Genomic DNA, 19,394 nt, shown 5'->3' with positions numbered 1-19,394 from the left:
ACAGCCGACACACACGGAGGACGCCCGATGAAGGTCCAGCGCAACCTGCCCACCGAGGAGGCGGCCGACCTGCTCGGCCTGGTCCGGGAGATAGCGGCCGGTGAACTCGCCCCCAACGTGGACAAGTTCGAAGCGGCCCACGAGTTCCCCCGGGAGATCGTGCGCACCCTGGGCCGGGCCGGGCTGCTGAGCCTGCCGTACCCCGAGGAGTACGGCGGCGGCGGACAGCCCTACGAGGTCTACCTCCAGGCGCTGGAGGAGATCGCCTACCACTGGTTCGGGGTGGCCGAGGCGGTCAACGTGCACAACCTCGCCTGCTTCGGCACCGCCACGTACGGCACCCCGGCCCAGCGCGCGGAACTGCTGCCCGGCATGCTCGGCGGGGAACTCCTGGGCGCCTACTGCCTGTCCGAGGCGGAGGCCGGCTCGGACGCGGCCTCGCTCACCACCCGGGCGGTCCGCGAGGACGACGGCTACCGCGTCAACGGCACCAAGTCCTGGGTCACCCACGCCGGGCACGCCGACTTCTACAACGTGTTCAGCCGCACCGGCGGCCCGGGGGCCCGGGGCCTGTCCTGCCTCGTCGTCCCCGACGGCACGCCCGGCATGGTGGTGCACGAGCCGGAGCGGAAGCTCGGCGTCTGGTCCAACCCCACCGCGCAGGTCGGCTTCGAGGACGTCCGGGTGCCGGCCGGGCGGCTGATCGGACGCGAGGGCAAGGGCTTCCTGATCGCGATGGGCGCGCTGGACTGCGGCCGGCTGGGCATCGCGGCCTGCGCCGTCGGCATCGCCCAGGCCGCCGCCGACTACGCCGTGCGGTACGCCAGGGAACGCCGCCAGTTCGGGCAGCGGATCATCTCCTTCCAGGGCGTCGGCTTCCTGCTGGCCGACATGGCCACGCAGATCGCCGCGGCCCGGGCGCTGACCCTGGCGGCCGCCCGCCTGAAGGACGCCGGCCTGCCCTACTCGCTGGAGGCGGCGAAGGCGAAGCTGTTCGCCACCGACGTCGCCATGAAGGTCACCACCGACGCGGTACAGGTGCTCGGCGGCGCGGGCTACGTCTGCGACCACCCGGTGGAGCGCTGGATGCGCGAGGCCAAGCTCCTCCAGATCGTCGAGGGCACCAACCAGATCCAGCGCATGGTCATCTCGCAGGGCCTCGACTAGCCGCCGGGCGTCCGGCCCGATCTCAGCAGGCGTCGTACGAGACAACCGAAGGGAAGGTACGGCAACACGATGACCACGGTCGAGGAGCGGACCATCAGACTGGACTCCGCGAGGGCCGGCACGGGGCCGGCCACCTGGGGGCAGCGGGCGATCTGGGGTGTCGTCACGCGGCTCGGCGACGACGCCCCCCGGTACAACCTGCGGCTCGACCTCCCCCTCACGCCGCCCCGCCCCGCCTCCCGCGTCCTCGCGGACCTGGCGGAACTGCTGCGGATGCACGACAGCCTGCGCACCCGGCTCCTGCCGGACGGCGAGGACGGCCTGGAGCAGGTCGTGGACGGGGCCGGCGAGCTGGCGGCGGAGGTCAGGACGTGCCCGGCGGCCGGGGCCCCGGCCGCCGGCGCGGCCCTGATGGAGGAGCTGGCGGGGCGCCCCTTCGACCACGCGCGGGAGTGGCCGTTCCGCGTCGGCCTCGTGGAGTGCGAGGGCCTGGTCCACCGGCTGGTGCTCGCGGCCTCGCACACCGCGATGGACCTGTGGGGCGAGGGCCGGATGCTCCGCGACCTGGAGCTGATCGAGGCGGGGGAGACCGCCGAGTCGCTGCTCCGGGCCCGCCCCGCCCTCCAGCCCCTGGAGGCCGCGGCGGCCCAGGCGTCGCCGCTCGGCCGCCGCCGGGACGAGGCGGCCCGGCGCTACTGGTGCGAGCGGCTGGCCGCCGGACCCCGGCGGATCTTCCAGGACCCCGCGGCGCCGGACCTCGCGGTGACCGACCCGGGCCGGCTGTTCCCCAACGCGCTGCTGCGCTCGCCCGCGCTGGCACTCGCCGCCGAACGGCTGGCGGCGGACCTGGCGGTGAGCGACGCCGCGGTGCTCCTGGGCGCGGCCTCCCACCAACTGGCCCGGATGTCCGGGAGCGGCGACATGCTGTTCCAGGTGGTGGTGAGCAACCGCTTCCAGCCGGCCGCCGCCGAGTCGGTCAGCACGATGGCGCAGGAGGCCGTGTTCCTCCTCACCGACGCGGACAAGGACTTCGTGGACGCGGTACGGCGGACGCGGTCCGTCTCGTTCGGCGCGTTCCGCCACGCTGGCTACGACAAGTGGGCGCTGGACCGGGAGCGGGCGCGGCTGATCGAGAGCGGTGAGGCGGCCGACCACTCGTGCTGGTGGAACGACACCCGGGACCCGGGCGACGGCCCGTTCGACACCGTCGAGCGGCCGCGGGACGCGCTGGAGGACCTCACCGGCCGGACCGAGCTGAGCTGGCCGACGGAGTTCCTGCCCCGCAAGAACGTCTCGGTGGCGGTGGACGTCCTGACCGCGCCCGGCGCCCTGGAACTCTGCATGACCGCCGACCCGGCCGTCCTCTCCCGCGCGGACATGGAGCGGTTCCTGCGCGGGGTCGAGGCGCTGATCGTCGCCGAGGCCGTCGCCCGGGGGAACGGATGACCATGAGATACGCGGGAATCGCCTGGACGGACGCCGGCTACCGGGTCGAGGTCCTCGACGGCGCGGGGCGCCGGGTGACCGAGCCGGTCGACTGGGGCGCCGACCGGGTCGCCGGACTCATCGCCTGGCTGCGCGAGCTGGGGCGCGAGCAGCCGCTGGCCGCGGTGTTCGAGAGCACCAACGGCCTGCTCGACGGGCCGATGACGGCGGCCGGTCTGGAGGTCTACCGCGCCGATCCCTGGCTGCTGCCGGACCGGCCGCCGTTCGGCTCCGTCCCGGCCCACCGGCTGGCGGAGCAGGCCCTGCGCACGCCGGGGGAGCTGTCCCGGGTGACCGCCGAGGGCGGCACCCTGTCCGGCCGCGCCGACGAGTACTTCGAGGGCGTGCGGCGCAGCGAGCCGGCGCAGGCGGCGCTCACGGCCGCCGGACGCTGCTTCGAGCACGGCCCCCGGGACACCCCGCGGGTCGCGCTCACCTTCGACGACGGGCCCGATCCGGTGCACACCCGCCGGATCCTGGAGATCCTGGCCCGCTACGGCGTACGGGCGACCTTCTTCTGCGTCGGCCACCACGTCGCGGCGCTGCCCGACGAGGTGCGCCGGATCGTCGCGGCCGGCCACGAGATCGGCAACCACTCCTGGTCGCACCCCTTCCTGCCCGACCTGACCCCGGCCCAGCTGTGCGAGCAGCTCGACCGGACGACGGAGGCGGTGGCCCGGGTGACCGGCGAGGCCCCGGCCTGGTTCCGGCCGCCCTACGGCGCCCTGACCCCGGAGGTGCTCGCCACCCTGGAGGGACACGGGACCACCATGACGATGTGGGACGTGGACTCCCGCGACTGGTCTCGGCCGGGACCGGAACGGATCGCCGCGACCGTCCTGGAGGCCGCAGGGCCCGGCTCGGTGGTGCTGATGCACGAGGGCGCCGGCGACCGCGGCCAGACCGTCCAGGCCCTCCCGTCGATCATCGAGGGGCTGCTCGCGCGCGGCCTGGCGCCGGTCACCGTGGGGGAGCTGGCCGTGCCGTCCGCACAGGCCGGCGCCGGCCGCGGACCGGCGGCCGCGCCCCGCTGAAACGCCCCGCCCGCCGCACGGCCACCGCGCCCGGGCACCCACGACAGGCGGCCACCCGCACCGAAGAACACGACCAACGGCTGGAGCATGGAATCGACATGAAGGACAGCTCGGCAGACCACACCGCGGCGGTGACGTCCTCGCAGGTCCAGGACCGGCCCGCCGGGGCGCCGCCGGCCGGGCAACCGGCGATCTGGTCCCGCAACTTCCAGTACTATTTCACCGCCCGCAGCGCGGGTCTGCTCGGCTGGGCCATGCTGCCGGTCGCGGTCTCGGCCGGACTGCTCAGCGCCGGGTACGGGGTGAGCATCGCGGGGTACTCGATGGCCTTCCTGGTGGGCCCGTTCGCCGGGCTGGTGCTGTTCGGCGGGGTGCTCGCCGACCGGTTCACCGCCCGCCGGATGATGATCGCCTCGGACCTGGCCAACCTCGCCACCCATGTGCTGCTCGCGTTCCTCTTCATCCAGGGGATCGACCGGCTCTGGCACCTGTACGCGCTGCTGATGGTGGCCGGCACCGCCAACGCGATGTTCCAGCCGGGCGCCTCCTCGACCGTGCCGCTGGTGGCCCGGGACGTGCAGGGCGCCAACGGGGTGCTGCGCATCTCCGAGGCGCTCACCGCGCTCGGCGGTCCCGCGCTGGCCGGTGTGCTGGTCGGGCTCGGCGCCACCGGCTGGGTGATGGTGATCTCCGCCGTCGCCTACGGGACCAGCGCCTTCTGCCTGTTCGCGCTCCGGCTGGGGAAGATACCGGCCCCGCCGGCCGGTGAGAGCCTGTGGCGCAACCTGGTGGTCGGCTGGCACGAGTTCCGCGGCCGGAGCTGGCTGTGGGGCGTGATCGTGATCTGGATGTTCTTCGCCGTGCTCTCCTGGGGGCCGCAACTGTCCGTCGCCGCGGGCGTCATCGTGCCCGAGCACGGCGCCACCGCCTTCGGCCTGCTCAACTGCGCGTTCGGCGCGGGTACCGTGGCCGGCGGGGTGCTGGCGCTGCGCTACAAGCCCGCACGGCCGCTGGCCGCCGGTGCGGTGGCGATGCTGGCGTACCCGCTGTACCCGCTCGGCATCGTCCTCGACTGGCCGGTCTGGCTGCTCGCCGTCGCCCAGTTCCTGGTCGGCGTGGGCATCACCGTCTGGGGCGTCATGTGGGCCACCAGCGTGCAGACCCAGGTGCCGGGCGAGGTGCTCAACCGCGTGCACGCCTACGAGGTCGCGGGTTCCGTCGGCATGTTCCCGGTGGGCAGCGCGCTGGCCGGTCCGGCCGTCGGCGCGTTCGGCACCGACCGGGTGCTGGAGGTGGGCATCGTGGTCGCCCTCCTCACCGCCGCCGCCCTGCTGCTCGCCCACCCGATCCGCACCCTGACCCGGGTACCCGACCGGGCCTGAGCGGCCGGGACCGCCGCGGCGCCGCCCGCGGTCCGCCCCCGTCGTGCCCCCGCCCGCGCGCGGCGCACGACGGGGGCTTCGCGGCGGCGGACCAGGCTCGTTGCGGGCACGCTGTTCCGCCGGCGGATCTTCACGGCTGAGGTGGTCTCGCCCACCGGCCGTCGAGATCGAAGGAGTCGACTGGCGCATTGAAGTCGAGGGTCCATTGTGCGAACACGAACCCACCCAGGAAGAGTTTCACGGGCCATTCCGGCTGCGGAATGGTGGGTGGCGCCTCTTCGTCCGTCAAGGTGAGCAGCCTCGCATCCGGAAGGTCGAGCAGTGACAACGCACCTTGATCGCCGGATTGCTGCACCGACAGGCTCTGAAAAGGATTCGACGTGACCACCCCAGGACCGTCGTCCCCATGGATGTGGTCGAACCAGAAGTCCTCAACAGGATTGCCGCCGTCATCGAACCTTGTGAAGGCGAACCTCGTCACCTGGTTCCCGTTCTGATCCGTGGCGTCTACGTCAAGGCCCGTCGGGGTCAGTCCGATAGGCATCGGGTGATCCTTTCTGTGAGCCGACTCGGCCTTCCCGGCTCGCGATCAACCCACCCCATCGCCCAGCCGGTCGGCCCCCGAACAAGGAGTCAAACGGCACCTCGTCGCACTTGACCTGCCGTGGACGGCGTACGGGCGACCCGGCGACGCGAGCGCCGAAATCCCCTCTCCCAGCATGCGCGTGCACATTCTCCATGTCCACCGCAGGATGGGGAGCGGGGCCCGGTCACCACTCAGCGGCTCCAAGACGTGGTGAGTTCGGCCCACACGGTCTTGCCGGGGCCGCCGTCGGCGCGGGGTGCGCAGCCCCAGCGGTCGGCCAGGGCCTCGACGAGGAGGAGTCCGCGACCGCCGTCGCGCGGGTCGTCCTCCGGTGCCGGGGCGGGCAGGCGGGGGAGGCGTTCGCCGCGGGTGTCGGTGACCTCGATCCGTACGGTGCCGGTGGCCGGGTCGGCGCTGAGCAGGACCCGGAAGTCACGTCCGGTCACGTGCCCGTGCCGGACGGCGTTGGCGCACAGTTCCGCCGCGACGAGGACGACGGCGTCGTGCGCGTCGCCGCCGTACGGGATGCCCCAGGCGTCGAGCCGGTTCCCGCACAGCCGTCGGGCCAGGCGGGCCCCGCGCGGGGTCGAGCTGAAGCACATCGTGAACTGGTGCACCGTGAGGGGTGATCGTGCTGCGGTCATGCACTCACCGTGGCGTCCTGTGGCATAGCGTGACCAGTGGTGATGCGCCGACGCCGGTGGTTCGTACGGGGCGGGCGCGGGCGCTGTACGTGGCGATACGCGGGGGAGAGGCGGCAGGGCGGTGACGGTGGCGAGGGACGAGGAAGCGGCGCAGTGGGAGAAGCGGCCGGAGGACGAGCCGGGGACGGGTGTCGTGGCCGCGTTCGGGCGGCAGTTGAAGCTGCTGCGGGTACGGGCGGGGCTGGACCGGGCCGAGTTCGGCAGGCTGGTCGGCTACTCGGCGGAGACGGTGGCCTCCATCGAGCAGGGCAGACGCATCCCGCAGGCCCGCTTCATCGAGAAGGCGGACGAGGTACTGGGCGCCGGCGGGGTGCTGCTGGCGCTGAAGGAGGAGGTGGGGCGGGCCCAGTATCCGGCGTTCTTCCGGGACGCCGCCCGGTTGGAGGCGAACGCGCACGAGCTGTTCCTGTACGCGGTGCAGGCGGTGCCGGGGCTTCTCCAGACCGAGGAGTACACACGTGCCCTGCTCGCCATGCGACGTCCGCTGCTGGATGAGGACACGATCGAACAGCGCGTCGCAGCACGGCTGTCACGTCAGGAGGTCTTCAACCGCTGGCCGGCGCCGCTCGTGAGCTTCGCCGTCGAGGAAGCGGTGCTCCGCAAGCCGTTCGGCGGCAAGCCGGTGCTTCGCGGGGTACTCGAGAACATCCTGTTGATCGGGCACAAGCGCAACGTCGAGATCCAGGTCATGCCGAACGACCGGGAGGACAACGCAGGCGTGGACGGGCCGTTCACCTTGATCACTCCGGGGAAGGGTGACCAGATCGCGTACCTGGAGGTGCAGGGTCGCAGCATCCTGGTGACCGACCGGGACGAGGTACGGTCTATCTCAGCACGCTATGGGATCATCCGAAGTCAGGCTCTCACTCCGCGAGAGTCCCTGGGATTCGTAGAGAAGGTGCTGGGGGAGCTATGAACACCGGCGAGTCGTGGCGCAAGAGCAGCTACAGCGGTGCGGAGGGCGGCGAGTGCATAGAGGTCGCCGAGACCAGCGGAGCCATACGGGTCCGTGATTCCAAGCGTCCCGAAGAAGCCACGTTGTCCTTCGGGACCGAAGCCTGGGCCGGCTTCGTGCGGATGGCCGCTCGGGGCTGAACCGGACGGGGCCCGGTGCGCGACGCACCGGGTCACCGGCCCGGCCGTGCCTGCGGGACCGGTCCGGAGAGGTCCGGGTCGCCGAACTCCGTGCGCAGGGAGTGGAACGCGGCGACCTTCTCCTCGCCGAAGCGGCGGACGTGGGCCGCGTACTCCTCGGCGGTGAGGAACGCCGACGGGCGGGACTTGGTGTGGAACTTGTCCGCGTACATCACCAGCCGCTCCTCGGGCGTCTCCGCCAGGTAGTCGGCGACGGGCAGCGGGAGACCCTGGCTCAGGACGTCGTGGCGGGTGAGGCCGACCCCGGTGTGGTGGGAGCAGAACCTGCGCAGCGGCTCGGGGAAGCCCTCCCGCTCCAGGATCTCGTCGCCGAGCAGCCCGTGCCGGACGTACTGCGCGTGGTCCAGTCGTCCGTGGGCGTCGTAGAGGCGGTAGACGCCGATGTCGTGGAGGAGGCAGCCGGCGCGGACCAGATCGGCGTCGAGGTGGCTCAGGCGCGGCGCGGACAGGAGCTGCTCGGCGATGCGCCAGACGATCTCGCAGTGCGTGTGGACGAGGTCGAACGCCTCGGCTGTGGGCGCGTACTTCCGGTGCAGGGCACGGATCTCGTCGGGTCCCGGAATGCTCATCCGGCGAGCCTAACAACGGCCGTGCGACGGTCCGCACGGCCCTCCCGCCCCCGGTTCGGCGACCCGTGGGCGGGACAGGATCAGAGGGCGATCCGGTCCGTGCGGTGAGACGGTGGAACGGTGAAGGAGGCGGCGGCGTGGACCTCGTGGCCCGGGTGGTCATCGTCGGCGGCGGGGTGATGGGCACCAGCATCGCCTGGCACCTGGCGCGCGCCGGGGTGACGGACGTCGTCCTCGTCGAGCGCGACGAACTCGCCGCCGGCTCCACGTCCAGGGCGGCCGGCGGGGTGCGGGCGCAGTTCTCGGACGAGCTGAACATCGCGCTGGGCGCCCGCAGCCTGGAGGCTTTCGGCCGCTTCGAGGAGGAGGTGGGGCGGGACATCGGGCTGCACCGGGTCGGCTACCTCTTCCTGCTCTCCACCCCGGAGCAGGTGGCCTCCTTCGAAGCGGGCGTACGGCTCCAGAACGGCCTCGGGGTGCCGAGCCGCCTGCTCACCCCGCGCGAGGCCCGCGCACTGTCCCCGCTGATCACCACCGACGGCCTGCTGGCCGCCGCCTACTCCCCGGACGACGGCCACTGCACCCCCGAGGCCGTCGTCCACGGCTACGCGGCCGCCGCCCGCGCCCGCGGCGTCCGCATCCTGCGCCACACCGAGGTCACCGGCATCGAACTGCGCGGGAGCACCGTCACCGCCGTCCGCACCACCGCCGGCCGGATCGCGACGGACACGGTGGTCTGCGCGGCCGGCGCCTGGTCCCGGGCGGTCGGCGCGATGGCCGGCGTGGACCTGCCGGTACGGCCGCTGCGCCGGCAGATCGCCGTCACCGCGCCGGTGCCGGGCCTGCCGCCCAGGCTGCCCATGACCATCGACTTCACCACCAGCCTCTACTTCCACCGCGAGGGCCCCGGGCTGCTGCTCGGCATGTCCGACCCGGACGAGGAACCCGGCTTCGCCACCGGCACCCACGACCGCTGGCTCCCGCGGCTCGCCGAGGCCATGCGGGAACGCGCGCCCGGCCTGCTCGACCTGCGGCGCACCGGCGGCTGGGCCGGCCTGTACGAGAACACCCCCGACCACAACGCGCTGATCGGCGAGGCACCGCAGGTCACCAGGTTCCTGTACGCGACCGGCTTCTCCGGCCACGGCTTCCTCCAGGGCCCCGCCGTCGGCGAGGTCGTCCGCGACCTGTACCTCGGCCGCGTACCCTTCGTTGACATCAGCCCGCTGAGCGCCGGCCGGTTCGCGGCCGACGCCCCGCGCCCGGAGGTCAACCTCGTATGACCGAGCTGCACCTGTGGCTGCGCCACGAGTCACGTACGACCGAGCGGCGCACCCCGCTCGTCCCCGCCGACGCCCGCCGTCTCGTCGAGGGCGGCGTGACGCTGACCGTCGAGGAGTCCCCGCAGCGGATCTTCCCCGTGGCGGAGTACGAGGCGGCCGGCTGCCGCCGCGCCCCGGCCGGCTCCTGGCCGTCGGCCCCCCGCGACACCGTCGTCCTGGGACTCAAGGAACTCCCGGACCGGCCGGCCGAACTGACCCATCGTCACGTCTTCTTCGGGCACGCCTACAAGCGGCAGCCCGGCGCCGCCGCGCTGCTGCGCCGGTTCACCGCCGGCGGCGGCGCGCTGCTGGACCTGGAGTACCTCGTGGACGAGGAGGGCCGCAGACTCGCCGCCTTCGGGTTCTGGGCGGGCTACCTGGGCGCCGCGCTCGCCGTGCTGCGGCACCGGGGCCGGCTCACCGCACCGCTCGCGCCGACCACGAAGGACGAGCTGGACGCCGTACTGCGGCCGGCCGCCGGGGACGAGGAGTTCACGGCGCTGGTGATCGGCGCCCTGGGCCGCAGCGGGCGGGGCGCCACGGCCGCCTTCCGCACCGCGGGCACCGACGCGACCCGCTGGGACCTGGCGGAGACCCGCGACCTGGACCGGCCGGCCCTGCTCGGGCACGACGTCCTGGTGAACGCGGTCCTCGCGACCGGCCCGGTCCCGCCCTTCCTGCGCGAGGAGGACCTGGACTCCCCGGCCCGCCGGCTGCGCACCCTGTGCGACGTCACCTGCGACGTGGGCTCCCCGTACAACGTGCTGCCCGTCTACGACCGCACCACCGACTGGGCGGAGCCCGCGCGCCGGCTGCGCGAGGTGCCCCCGCTGGACCTGATCGCGATCGACAACCTGCCGTCCCTGCTCCCCCGGGAGTCCAGCACGGACTTCTCGGCGGCCCTGCTGCCGCTGCTCCTGGCCTTCGGCACCGGCGCCTGGGAGCGCTGTCTCGACCGGTTCCACCAAGCCCGCCGCGACCTCGGCGGCCCGGAAGAGGGGTCCCGTCATGACTGACCGCGTCCCGGCGAGCGGTACCGTCCACTGGGTGGGCGCCGGACTGTCCACCGGCAGCGGCCTGGCCGCCCTGTGCGCCACGGCCGACCGGGTCCTGCTGTGGCACCGCACCCGGGACCGGGCCGCCGCCGCGCTGGCCGGGCTGGGGCTGGCGGGGCGCGCCGAGCCCCGCGCCCTCACCGGCACGGCCGCGCTCGCCGGGGCCGTGGCGCCCGGGGACGTCGTGGTGTCCATGCTGCCCGCGCCCCGGCACGCCGAACTGGTCGCCGCCTGCGTGCGCGCCGGGGCGCACTTCGCCTGCTCCAGCTACGTCTCGCCGGAGGTGTCGGCGCAGGCCGGGGCGGCGGGCGCGGCCGGTGTCGTGGTGCTCGCCGAGACCGGCCTGGACCCGGGCATCGACCACCTCTTCGCCCACAGCCTCATCGGCCGGGCCCGGGCGCGGGTCGGCGCGCACACCCCGGCCTCCTACCGGCTCACCTCGTACTGCGGCGGCGTCCCGGCCGTGCCGAACGACTTCCGGTACCGCTTCAGCTGGGCCCCGCTGGGCGTCCTCAACGCGCTTCGCTCACCGGCCCGTTACCTCCGGGACGGCACCGAGACCGTCGCCGCCCGCCCGTGGGAGGCGACCCGGCCGCTGGTGCTGGACGGCGAGACGTTCGAGGCCTACCCCAACCGCGACAGCGTGCCCTTCATCGCCCAGTACGACCTGCCCGGCGCCTGGACGCCCCGCACCTTCGTGCGGGGCACCCTCCGGCTGGACGGCTGGCTGGAGGCATGGCAGCCGGTCTTCGAGGAGCTGACCGCGGGCGACGACGAGCGGATCGCCGCGCTGGCCCGCGAACTCGCGGCGGCCCACCCGACCACGAAGGCCGACCGGGACCGGGTGGTGCTCTCCGTCGCGCTGGAGGTCGACCCGGGCGAGGGCCCGGTCTGGACCGGCGCGTACCTGCTCGACGTGACCGGGGACGCCGGGGAGTCCGCGATGGCCCGGTGCGTCTCCCGCCCGCTGGCGCTCGGGGTCCGCCACATCCTGGACGGCAGCCTGCCGCCGGGCCTGCACCGGGCGGCGGGCACCCCCCAGCGGGCCGACCGGTGGCTGGCCGGACTCGCCGACGACGGACTGGAGTTCACGCTGACCCTCGGTCAGTAGCGGTCCGCCGGGTCAGTCCGTGAGGGCCGCGTGCACCAGCCGGCGCAGCTCGGGGAAGACCTTCAGCCGCTTCGGGCGCACCTGGGTCATGAACTGCACGGTCAGGTCGTGGGCCGGGTCGACCCAGAACGCGGTGGTGGCCACACCGGTCCAGCCGTAGGTGCCGGCGTGCGACGGGGACAGGGTGCGGGCGGGGTCGGTGACGACGGAGACGTTGTAGCCGAAGCCCAGGCCGTCCATGGCCGGCTCCTGGTGGGCCGGGGCCCCGAAGGCGCGGACGGTGGCGCCGCCGGGCAGCTGGTTGCGGGTCATCGCGGCGAGGGACGCGCGGTCCAGGAGCCGTACGCCGTCCAGTTCGCCGCCCCGGCGCAGCATCTCCATGAACCGGTGGAAGTCGTGGGCGGAGGAGACCAGGCCGCCGCTGCCGGACAGGAACCGCGGCCGGCCGCGCACCGGCAGTCCCGGCACCGGCTCGATCCCGCCGTCGTCCGTCTCGCCGTACAACTCGGCCAGTCTGCCCTCCTGCCCGGGCCCGAGCCGGAAGCCGGTGTCGGTCATGCCGAGCGGGCCGAGGACGCGTTCGGCGAAGAACACGTCCAGCGGCTGCCGGGAGACCACCTCGATCAGCCGGCCGAGCACATTGGAGGCGACCGAGTAGTTCCAGCGGGTGCCGGGGTCGAACTGGAGCGGCATCCGCGCGTAGAGGTCGACGGTCTCGGCGAGGTCCTTGCCCGGCGGGACGGAGTACGCGAGGCCCGCCTCGCGGTAGACGGCGTCCACGGGGTGCCGGTGGTAGTAGCCGAAGGTCAGGCCCGCGGTGTGGGTGAGCAGGTGCCGGATCAGGATCGGGCCGGCGGCCGGCCGGGTGCGCACCTCGGTGCCCGTGCCGCTCACGTGCACCCGGGGCGCGGCGAACGCGGGCAGATGGCGGGCGACCGGCTCGTCCGGGGAGAGCCGGCCCTCCTGCGCCAGCAGCAGCACCGCGACGGCGGTGAGCGGTTTCGTCATCGAGTAGATCCGCCACAGCGTGTCCGGCTCGACGGGCAGCCCGGCGGCGACGTCCCGCAGGCCGTAGGTGCTCAGGTGGGCCACCCGGCCGCCGCGGGCGACCGCCAGCAGCCAGCCGGGCAGGCGCCCCTCGTCGACGTGCCGGGCGAAGTGCCGGTCCAGGCGGTCCAGCGCCCCCGGGTCGAGCCCCGCCTCCGCCGCCTCGACGTCCTGTCGCAGCCGCGCCATCGCCCACCTCCGGTCGTGTCGTCCACGGTCCCGGCCGGCCGCCGCGCCGGGCCGGGTCGGGTCCGTTCTCATGATCGCGCGGAACCGCCCGCCGGGACCGGCTTTCGCGGGGTGCGGGCGGGGAGCGGTGGTCCGGCCGCCGGGCGGGACTGTCGGCCGGTGGCCGGTGGCCGGTGGCCGGTGGCTGGGGTGGCTGGTGTGCGTCGGTGGCCGGGTGCGCGGGGAATGCGCGCGGCGCCGCGGGGTGTTGAGCCGGCTATGACTCAGGACTCCACCGACGAAGCGCTGCTGGGCCTGCTGTCCGAGGGGCACGGCGGTGTGCTGGTCACCCTCCGGCGCGACGGCCGCCCCCAGCTGTCCAACGTCAGCCACACCTACGACCCCGGCGAGCGGATCATCCGGATCTCGGTCACCGACGACCGCGCCAAGACCCGCAACCTCCGCCGCGACCCGCGCGCCTCGTACCACGTCACCAGCGCCGACCGCTGGGCGTACACCGTGGCCGAGGGCACCGCCGAGCTGACCCCGGTCGCCGCCGACCCGCACGACGGGACCGTCGAGGAGCTGATCCGGGTCTACCGGGACATCCTCGGCGAGCACCCCGACTGGGACGAGTACCGGGCCGCCATGGTCCGCGACCGCCGCCTGGTGCTGCGCCTGCGCGTCGAGCGGGTGTACGGCATCCCGAGGAAGAAGGAGGGCTGACCCGCGCGGCCCGCCGGGCTACCCGGCCCCGGCGGCGGTGCGCGCCTCGATCGCCCGCAGTACGGCGACCATGTCCTCGCCGCCGTGCCCCTGCGCCACCGTCTCCTCGAACAGGGTGTGGCAGACGTCCAGGAGCGGTGACGCGAGGCGCGCCCCGCGGGCCGCCTCGGCGATGAGCCGGTTGTTCTTCAGCACGTCCAGCGCCGCCGCCTGCACCGCGAAGTCCCGCTCGCGCAGCTTGGGCGCCTTCATCCGGGACACCCCGCTGGCCATCGGGCCCGCCTCCAGCACCTCCAGGAACAGCCGCCGGTCCAGACCCTGCCGCTCGGCGAAGTGGAACGCCTCGGCCAGCCCGGTGACCAGGGTGATCAGGAAGAGGTTCACCGACAGCTTCATCCCCAGCGCCGCGGGCGCCGGACCGCACACGAACGTCTGACGGCACATCGGCGCCAGCAGCGGCCGTACGGCGGCGACGGCGGCCTCCTCGCCGGCCAGCATGGCGACCAGCTCCCCCCGTTCGGCGGGCACCCGGGAGCCGGAGACGGGCGCCTCGACGTACCGGCCGCCCGCGGCCCGGACGTCGGCCTCCAGGGCACGGGAGTACTCCGGGGAGGTCGTGCCCATGTGCACGACCGTCCGTCCCGCGACCCGTGCGGCGAACCCGGGCGTGCCGCGCCCGAGGACCGCGTCCACCGCGGCCTCGTCGGCGAGCATCAGCAGCACCACCCCGGCCCGGGCGAACACCCCGGCGGGGTCCGCGGCCACCTCGGCCCCGGCCGCGCGCAGCGGCCGGGCGCGCTCCGGGGTCCGGTTCCACACCACCAGCGGGGTGCCGGCTGACGCCAGGCGCAGGGCCATGGGACGGCCCATCACTCCGAGACCGATGAATCCGACGTGCACGGCTGGGCCGCCCTTCGCACCGCGGGCCGACTATGACAGCCGTCATAGTAGCGCCGGTTATGACGGCGGTCATAGGGTGGGGCGAGGGAACGGAGGACGGCGATGACGCAGCGGCGGTACGGCCCGCGGGAGCGGATGGTCTTCAGCGCGGCCCAGCTCATCCGGCGCGACGGGGTCACCGCGACCGGCATGCGCCAGGTCGCCGCGCATGCCGGCGCCCCGCGCGGCTCCCTCCAGCACTACTTCCCGGGCGGCAAGGAGCAACTGGTCGGCGAGGCGGTCGAGTGGGCCGGCCGGTACGCGGGCAGGCGCATCGCCCGCTTCCTGGCCGGGATGACGGAGCCGGCGCCGAGCCGCCTGTTCGCCGCCATGGCCGCCCAGTGGACCGACGAGTACGCGGCCGACGGGTTCGGGGCGGGCTGCCCGGTGGCCGCCGCCACCGTCGACTGCGCCGCGACCGGCGAGTCGGCCCGGCAGGCGGCGGCGGCCGCGTTCGAGGCCTGGCGGGCGCCCCTCGCCGAGGCCCTGACGGGGATGGGGGTGCCCGCCGCCCGGGTCGGCTCGCTGGCCACCCTCATGATCGCCACCCTGGAGGGCGCGATCCTGATGGCCCGGGCCGAGCGGGACGTCCGGCCCCTCACCACGGCCGTCACGGAACTCGGCCCGCTGCTCGACGCGGCCGTGGAGGGCCGGCCGGCGGGGCCCTGACCCCGGCCGCCTCCCGTCAGGAGGAGGCCCGGCCCCCGGTCCGGCCGGCCGTCAGGTAGGCGATCACCATGTCGCCGAGCATGGTCCGGTAGCGCTCCCGCCGTGCCGGGTCCAGCAGGTCCCGGCCGGACAGGGCGCCGAACGAGTGCCGTCCGGTGACCCGGAACGAGCAGAACGAGCAGATCATCGCGTGCACGTCGACCGCGTCGGCGTCCGCCGTGAACAGGCCGGACTGCCGCCCGGCGGTGAGGGCGCGGCGGATCGCCTCCACGGCCGGGGAGCCGGCGCGCCCGAGTGCCCCGGAGGCGGTGAGGTGCGAGGCGCCGTCGAGGTTCGCGGCGCCGACCAGGCGGACGAGGTCCGGGTGCCGTTCGTGGTGGTCGAAGATCAGCTCGGCCAGCCGCCGGATCGCCGCCACCGGGTCCAGGTGGCCGACGTCCAGCCGCCGTTCGGCGTCCCGGACCACCCCGTACGCCCGCTCCAGCACGGCCGTGAACAACTGCTGCTTGCCGCCGAAGTAGTAGTAGATCATCCGTTTCGTGGTGCGGGTCCGGGCGGCTATCTCGTCGACCCGGGCGCCGTCGAACCCGGCCCGGGCGAACTCCCGCGTGGCCACGTCGAGTATCTCGGCCCGGGTGCGGGCGGCGTCGCGCGCCCGCTCGCCGGGACGGGACGGCTCGTCGGCACTGGTCATCGGATTCCTCCGGGGCCCACCGCGCCTGGCCGGCGCGCTCGTTCGCGTGCCGGTGATTGTAGGAGCACGCGTTCCCGGGCCCGGCGCCGGCGTGTCCGGCGGACCCCGCGGGGCGTCACTGGCGGCTGACCGCGCGGGTGATCCCGGCGGCGACCGTGGTGGCGAGGATCCAGCCGGTGAGGACGAGGAGGTAGGCGAGCAACTGGTGGGCGCCGCGCGGCGCGAAGGCGGAGTCCTGGCCCAGGGAGATCACCGGCAGCAGCAGGTCGAGCGTGTAGAAGACCGGGCTGAACGGCGGTGCCTCGCCCGCCTTCAGCGGCTGCGGGTGGTGCAGGGCGAAGGCGGCGGAACCGGCCGCGAGCAGCGAGAGCAGCCAGCCGGTGGCCCGCAGCGGACGGAAGCCGTAGCCGACGGTGACGTCCTGGGCCAGGGACCACAGCCGGCCGTACCACGGCAGTGTGGGACGGTGCCGGCGCTGCTTGGCGAGCTGGACGAGCCGGGCCGCGCGGTCGTCGCCGATCCGGCGGTAGGCGGCTGCCAACTGCTCGTAGGCGTGCGGGACATAGCCGTCGTGCTCCCGCTCCAGCATGGGCAGCCGGCGCTCGGCCGGCTCGTGCGGGACGAGCGAGGTGTACGTCAGCTCGGCGAGCAGCACCTCCTCGGGCACCGACTCCGGCTCCACGAAGAGGACGTCGAGCCGGGCGCGGCGCAGATTGAGGGCGCCCTCCACGGGCGGTCCCTTGCGCAGCCACAGCTCGCCGACGGTGCTGCTGGGGGCCCGGAGCGCCGCACCGCCAGGATGCGACAGGAGGGTGTACGACAGGTCGAGCCGTCCCGCCACGCGCGCGCCGCGCAGGCCCACCCAGCCGCGCACCTCGGCGCCGCGGACCAGCAGGTCCCCGGCCACCGTGAACGTCTCCGCGTCGAGCGCGGCGCCCCCGGGCCGGCTGAGCCGGGCCTCGTTGAGGTTGACGGTGCCGGCGACGGTGGCGCCGTTGAGCCGTATCTGTCCCTGCGCGCGCAGTCCGGGCGCCCACAGGTCCGCGCCCAGGGCCGCCTGGTTGACCTGGAGCACCGGCTCCTCCGCGCCGGGCGCCGTCATCTCCGCGCCCTCCAGGTACAGGCTGCCGCCGATCCGGGAGCCGCCCAGCCGCACGACGCCGCGGCACCGGGTGCGGGTCAGCCGCACGGCACCGTCGACCTGCATGGCGTGTGCCACGAACCCGGGCAGGACGGAGTCGCCGAGGTTGATCTCGCGCAGCCGGGCCGCGTAGCACCGCGGGGCCTCGTCGAAGTGGCAGTGCCGCAGCCGCACCGGGTGGTCGACGGTCGCGTACTGGAGGTCGAGGCGGCCCGTGATCCGGGCGCCGGCCAGGCTCAGCGACGCCGTCTTCCCGTCCTGCCGGGGTCCGCCGAGCAGCAGCGCCCGCAGCACCTCGGCGCGCACGGTCCGCTCGGGACCCCAGTCACCGCCCTCGGCGGGGTCGTCGTCGGGCCCGTTCCGGAAGTCCACGTCCTCGCCGCGCGGGAACGCCCGCCACACCCGCTGCTCGGCCGCCGTCAGCTCGTCGGTCTCCACCAGCGGGACTCTGACCCGAGGCGCACGGTGCTGTCAATCGGCCGCCGCTTGCCGGGACTTGGGGACCGGCGGCACGGTGCCCCCGCTCCGCCGGAGGGCGGAACGGGGGCATCCGCGAGGCCCCGCACGGTTCGGTTACGGCGTGACGTTCCACTCCGCGATCACCGGGCGCCCGTGCTCCGTGGACAGGCGGCTGACCGTGCCCGTGGCGAGCTGGAACAGCCGTCCCTCGGCGGGCGGCAGGCCCAGCCGGCGGGCGGTGAGCACGCGCAGGAAGTGGGAGTGGGCGACGAGCACCACGTCCCCGGCGTCCTCGGCGAGGGCCGCGTCGACCCGGGCCAGGACCCGGTCGGCGCGGGCGCCGATCTGCTCGGGCGACTCGCCCGGGTGCCCCTGCGGGCCGGGTGGCACGCCGTCGGTCCACAGCTCCCAGCCGGGCCGGGTGCGGTGGATGTCGGCGGTGGTGATGCCCTCGTAGCCGCCGTAGTCCCATTCGTGCAGGTCGGGGTCGGTGGCGACCGCGGGAACGCCCGCCAGTTCGGCGGTGCGCAGCGCGCGGGCCAGCGGGCTGGCCAGCGCGAGGGCGTAGGTCCGGCCGGTGAGGAGCGGGGCGAGGGACTTGGCCTGTTCCTCGCCGTTTCCGGTCAGCGGCAGGTCGGTCCAGCTCGTGTGCTGTCCCGACCTGCTCCACTCCGTCTCACCGTGGCGGACCAGCAGGAGGTCCCCCACGGCGGATCAGCCCTTCTTCTCGACCGCGTGGCCGCCGAACTGGTTGCGCAGCGCGGCGATCATCTTCATCTGCGGCGAGTCGTCCTGCCGGGAGGCGAACCGCGCGAACAGCGACGCGGTGATCGCCGGCAGCGGCACCGCGTTGTCGATCGCGGCCTCCACGGTCCAGCGCCCCTCACCGGAGTCCTCCGCGTAGCCGCGCAGCTTCTCCAGGTGCTCGTCGTCGTCCAGGGCGTTGACCGCGAGGTCCAGCAGCCAGGACCGGATGACGGTGCCCTCCTGCCAGGAGCGGAAGACCTCGCGGACGTTGTCCACCGACTTGACCTTCTCCAGCAGCTCCCAGCCCTCGGCGTAGGCCTGCATCATGGCGTACTCGATGCCGTTGTGGACCATCTTCGAGAAGTGGCCCGCGCCGACCCGGCCCGCGTGGACGTAGCCGTACGGGCCCTCCGGCTTGAGCGCCTCGAAGATCGGCCGGAGCCGTTCCACGTGCTCCTTGTCGCCGCCGACCATGAGGGCGTAGCCGTTCTGCAGGCCCCACACGCCGCCGGAGACACCGGCGTCGACGAAGCCGATGCCCTTCACGCCGAGTTCGGCCGCGTGCTTCTCGTCGTCCGTCCAGCGGGAGTTGCCGCCGTCGATCACCGTGTCGCCCTCGGACAGCAGGTCCTTGAGCTCGTCGACGACCCCCTGCGTGGCCGTGCCCGCGGGGACCATCACCCACACGTGCCGCGGCGCGTCGAGCTTCTCGACCAGTTCGGCGAGGCTCTTGACGTCGGAGACCTCCGTGTTGCGGTCGTAGCCGATGACGGTGTGGCCGGCGCGGCGGATCCGCTCGCGCATGTTGCCGCCCATCTTGCCGAGACCGATGAGACCGAGCTGCATGATCAGTTCTCCGATGCGTTCTTGAGGGTGCGGTAGGCGGCGACGAGGGCGGTGGTGGAGGGGTCGAGGCCGGGGACGTCGGTGCCTTCGGTGAGGGCGGGTTCGACGCGTTTGGCGAGGACCTTGCCGAGTTCCACGCCCCACTGGTCGAAGGAGTCGATGTTCCACACCGCGCCCTGGACGAAGACCTTGTGTTCGTAGAGGGCGATGAGCTGGCCGAGGACGGAGGGGGTGAGTTCGGGGGCGAGGACGGTGGTGGTGGGGTGGTCGCCGTGGAAGGTGCGGTGGGCGACCTGTTCCTCGGCGACGCCTTCCGCGCGGACCTCGTCGGCGCTCTTGCCGAAGGCGAGGGCCTGGGTCTGGGCGAAGAAGTTGGCCATCAGCAGGT

General features: G+C 74.1%; 20 protein-coding genes and 1 pseudogene. 11 read left to right on the top strand and 10 right to left on the bottom strand.

All coding sequences use genetic code 11. The features are described from left to right. The first annotated feature begins 27 nt into the window (after positions 1-27). From ACZ4K2_RS18820 to ACZ4K2_RS18805, 4 genes are all read left to right on the top strand, one after another. Positions 28-1,167 (top strand): acyl-CoA dehydrogenase family protein, encoded by a 1,140-nt coding sequence (locus ACZ4K2_RS18820; RefSeq protein WP_467475157.1) that lies wholly within the window; start codon positions 28-30, stop codon positions 1,165-1,167. A gap of 69 nt (positions 1,168-1,236) precedes the next feature. Further along, positions 1,237-2,613, top strand: coding sequence for a condensation domain-containing protein (locus ACZ4K2_RS18815; RefSeq protein ID WP_467475159.1), 1,377 nt, complete (start codon positions 1,237-1,239; stop codon positions 2,611-2,613). Between the two features lie 2 nt (positions 2,614-2,615). Further along, positions 2,616-3,686, top strand: a complete 1,071-nt coding sequence (locus ACZ4K2_RS18810) for a polysaccharide deacetylase family protein (protein ID WP_467475161.1) — start codon at positions 2,616-2,618, stop codon at positions 3,684-3,686. 98 nt (positions 3,687-3,784) lie between these two features. Continuing rightward, the gene (locus ACZ4K2_RS18805) at positions 3,785-5,068 is read left to right on the top strand and encodes an MFS transporter (RefSeq protein ID WP_467475163.1); all 1,284 of its coding nucleotides are present in this window, start codon (positions 3,785-3,787) and stop codon (positions 5,066-5,068) included. A gap of 130 nt (positions 5,069-5,198) precedes the next feature. Here the strand turns inward: ACZ4K2_RS18805 and ACZ4K2_RS18800 are convergent, their stop codons facing one another. Continuing rightward, positions 5,199-5,612 carry a hypothetical protein gene (locus tag ACZ4K2_RS18800; protein WP_467475165.1) on the bottom strand — a complete coding sequence of 138 codons (414 nt, stop codon included), beginning with the start codon at positions 5,610-5,612 and terminating at the stop codon, positions 5,199-5,201. Positions 5,613-5,845: 233 nt separating this feature from the next. Continuing rightward, complete coding sequence (locus ACZ4K2_RS18795) at positions 5,846-6,298, bottom strand: ATP-binding protein (RefSeq protein ID WP_467475166.1); 453 nt, start codon at positions 6,296-6,298, stop codon at positions 5,846-5,848. 121 nt (positions 6,299-6,419) lie between these two features. Here ACZ4K2_RS18795 and ACZ4K2_RS18790 point away from each other — a divergent pair, with 121 nt between their 5' ends. Continuing rightward, entirely contained in the window at positions 6,420-7,274 is an 855-nt protein-coding gene (locus ACZ4K2_RS18790) for a helix-turn-helix domain-containing protein (RefSeq protein WP_467475168.1), read from the top strand. Continuing rightward, positions 7,271-7,453: a DUF397 domain-containing protein gene (locus ACZ4K2_RS18785; protein ID WP_467475170.1), complete on the top strand. Its 183-nt coding sequence runs from the start codon at positions 7,271-7,273 to the stop codon at positions 7,451-7,453. Before ACZ4K2_RS18790 ends, ACZ4K2_RS18785 begins: the two co-directional genes overlap by 4 nt. A gap of 32 nt (positions 7,454-7,485) precedes the next feature. Here ACZ4K2_RS18785 and ACZ4K2_RS18780 read toward each other — a convergent pair whose 3' ends face one another. Further along, the gene (locus tag ACZ4K2_RS18780) at positions 7,486-8,082 is read right to left on the bottom strand and encodes an HD domain-containing protein (RefSeq protein ID WP_467475172.1); all 597 of its coding nucleotides are present in this window, start codon (positions 8,080-8,082) and stop codon (positions 7,486-7,488) included. A gap of 137 nt (positions 8,083-8,219) precedes the next feature. On the opposite strand from ACZ4K2_RS18780, the gene ACZ4K2_RS18775 reads away from it, so the two are divergent. Genes ACZ4K2_RS18775 through ACZ4K2_RS18765 form a run of 3 tightly spaced genes read left to right on the top strand, consistent with a single transcriptional unit; the run spans position 8,220 to position 11,570 of the window. Next, positions 8,220-9,365, top strand: a complete 1,146-nt coding sequence (locus ACZ4K2_RS18775) for an NAD(P)/FAD-dependent oxidoreductase (protein WP_467475174.1) — start codon at positions 8,220-8,222, stop codon at positions 9,363-9,365. Further along, positions 9,362-10,420: a saccharopine dehydrogenase gene (locus ACZ4K2_RS18770; protein WP_467475176.1), complete on the top strand. Its 1,059-nt coding sequence runs from the start codon at positions 9,362-9,364 to the stop codon at positions 10,418-10,420. The genes ACZ4K2_RS18775 and ACZ4K2_RS18770 overlap by 4 nt, the downstream gene beginning before the upstream one ends. Then, the gene (locus ACZ4K2_RS18765; RefSeq protein ID WP_467475177.1) at positions 10,413-11,570 is read left to right on the top strand and encodes a saccharopine dehydrogenase family protein; all 1,158 of its coding nucleotides are present in this window, start codon (positions 10,413-10,415) and stop codon (positions 11,568-11,570) included. Before ACZ4K2_RS18770 ends, ACZ4K2_RS18765 begins: the two co-directional genes overlap by 8 nt. A gap of 12 nt (positions 11,571-11,582) precedes the next feature. Here ACZ4K2_RS18765 and ACZ4K2_RS18760 read toward each other — a convergent pair whose 3' ends face one another. Further along, on the bottom strand, positions 11,583-12,806 hold the full coding sequence (locus ACZ4K2_RS18760) for a serine hydrolase domain-containing protein (protein ID WP_467475179.1): 1,224 nt from the start codon (positions 12,804-12,806) through the stop codon (positions 11,583-11,585). A 258-nt stretch (positions 12,807-13,064) separates the two neighbouring features. Between ACZ4K2_RS18760 and ACZ4K2_RS18755 the strand changes: the two genes are divergently transcribed. Beyond that, complete coding sequence (locus ACZ4K2_RS18755; protein WP_467475181.1) at positions 13,065-13,511, top strand: PPOX class F420-dependent oxidoreductase; 447 nt, start codon at positions 13,065-13,067, stop codon at positions 13,509-13,511. An 18-nt stretch (positions 13,512-13,529) separates the two neighbouring features. On the opposite strand, the gene ACZ4K2_RS18750 is transcribed toward ACZ4K2_RS18755, so the two are convergent. Next, complete coding sequence (locus tag ACZ4K2_RS18750; RefSeq protein ID WP_467475183.1) at positions 13,530-14,411, bottom strand: NAD(P)-dependent oxidoreductase; 882 nt, start codon at positions 14,409-14,411, stop codon at positions 13,530-13,532. 102 nt (positions 14,412-14,513) lie between these two features. Here ACZ4K2_RS18750 and ACZ4K2_RS18745 point away from each other — a divergent pair, with 102 nt between their 5' ends. Continuing rightward, on the top strand, positions 14,514-15,119 hold the full coding sequence (locus ACZ4K2_RS18745) for a TetR/AcrR family transcriptional regulator (protein WP_467475185.1): 606 nt from the start codon (positions 14,514-14,516) through the stop codon (positions 15,117-15,119). 16 nt (positions 15,120-15,135) lie between these two features. Here ACZ4K2_RS18745 and ACZ4K2_RS18740 read toward each other — a convergent pair whose 3' ends face one another. The 5 genes and pseudogenes from ACZ4K2_RS18740 to ACZ4K2_RS18720 form a co-directional block, all read right to left on the bottom strand. Continuing rightward, complete coding sequence (locus ACZ4K2_RS18740) at positions 15,136-15,813, bottom strand: TetR/AcrR family transcriptional regulator (RefSeq protein WP_467475187.1); 678 nt, start codon at positions 15,811-15,813, stop codon at positions 15,136-15,138. A 115-nt stretch (positions 15,814-15,928) separates the two neighbouring features. Next, complete coding sequence (locus ACZ4K2_RS18735; protein ID WP_467475189.1) at positions 15,929-17,392, bottom strand: membrane-associated oxidoreductase; 1,464 nt, start codon at positions 17,390-17,392, stop codon at positions 15,929-15,931. Positions 17,393-17,527: 135 nt separating this feature from the next. Then, complete coding sequence (locus ACZ4K2_RS18730) at positions 17,528-18,121, bottom strand: histidine phosphatase family protein (protein ID WP_467475191.1); 594 nt, start codon at positions 18,119-18,121, stop codon at positions 17,528-17,530. Between the two features lie 6 nt (positions 18,122-18,127). Further along, positions 18,128-19,006: a phosphogluconate dehydrogenase (NAD(+)-dependent, decarboxylating) gene (gene gnd / locus ACZ4K2_RS18725; protein WP_467475193.1), complete on the bottom strand. Its 879-nt coding sequence runs from the start codon at positions 19,004-19,006 to the stop codon at positions 18,128-18,130. Between the two features lie 2 nt (positions 19,007-19,008). Beyond that, positions 19,009-19,394 (bottom strand): annotated as a pseudogene (locus ACZ4K2_RS18720) (glucose-6-phosphate isomerase); the annotation flags it as partial.

This window comes from Streptomyces sp. NPDC025833, assembly GCF_055558055.1.
This window is presented reverse-complemented; position numbering and strand designations above follow the sequence as displayed.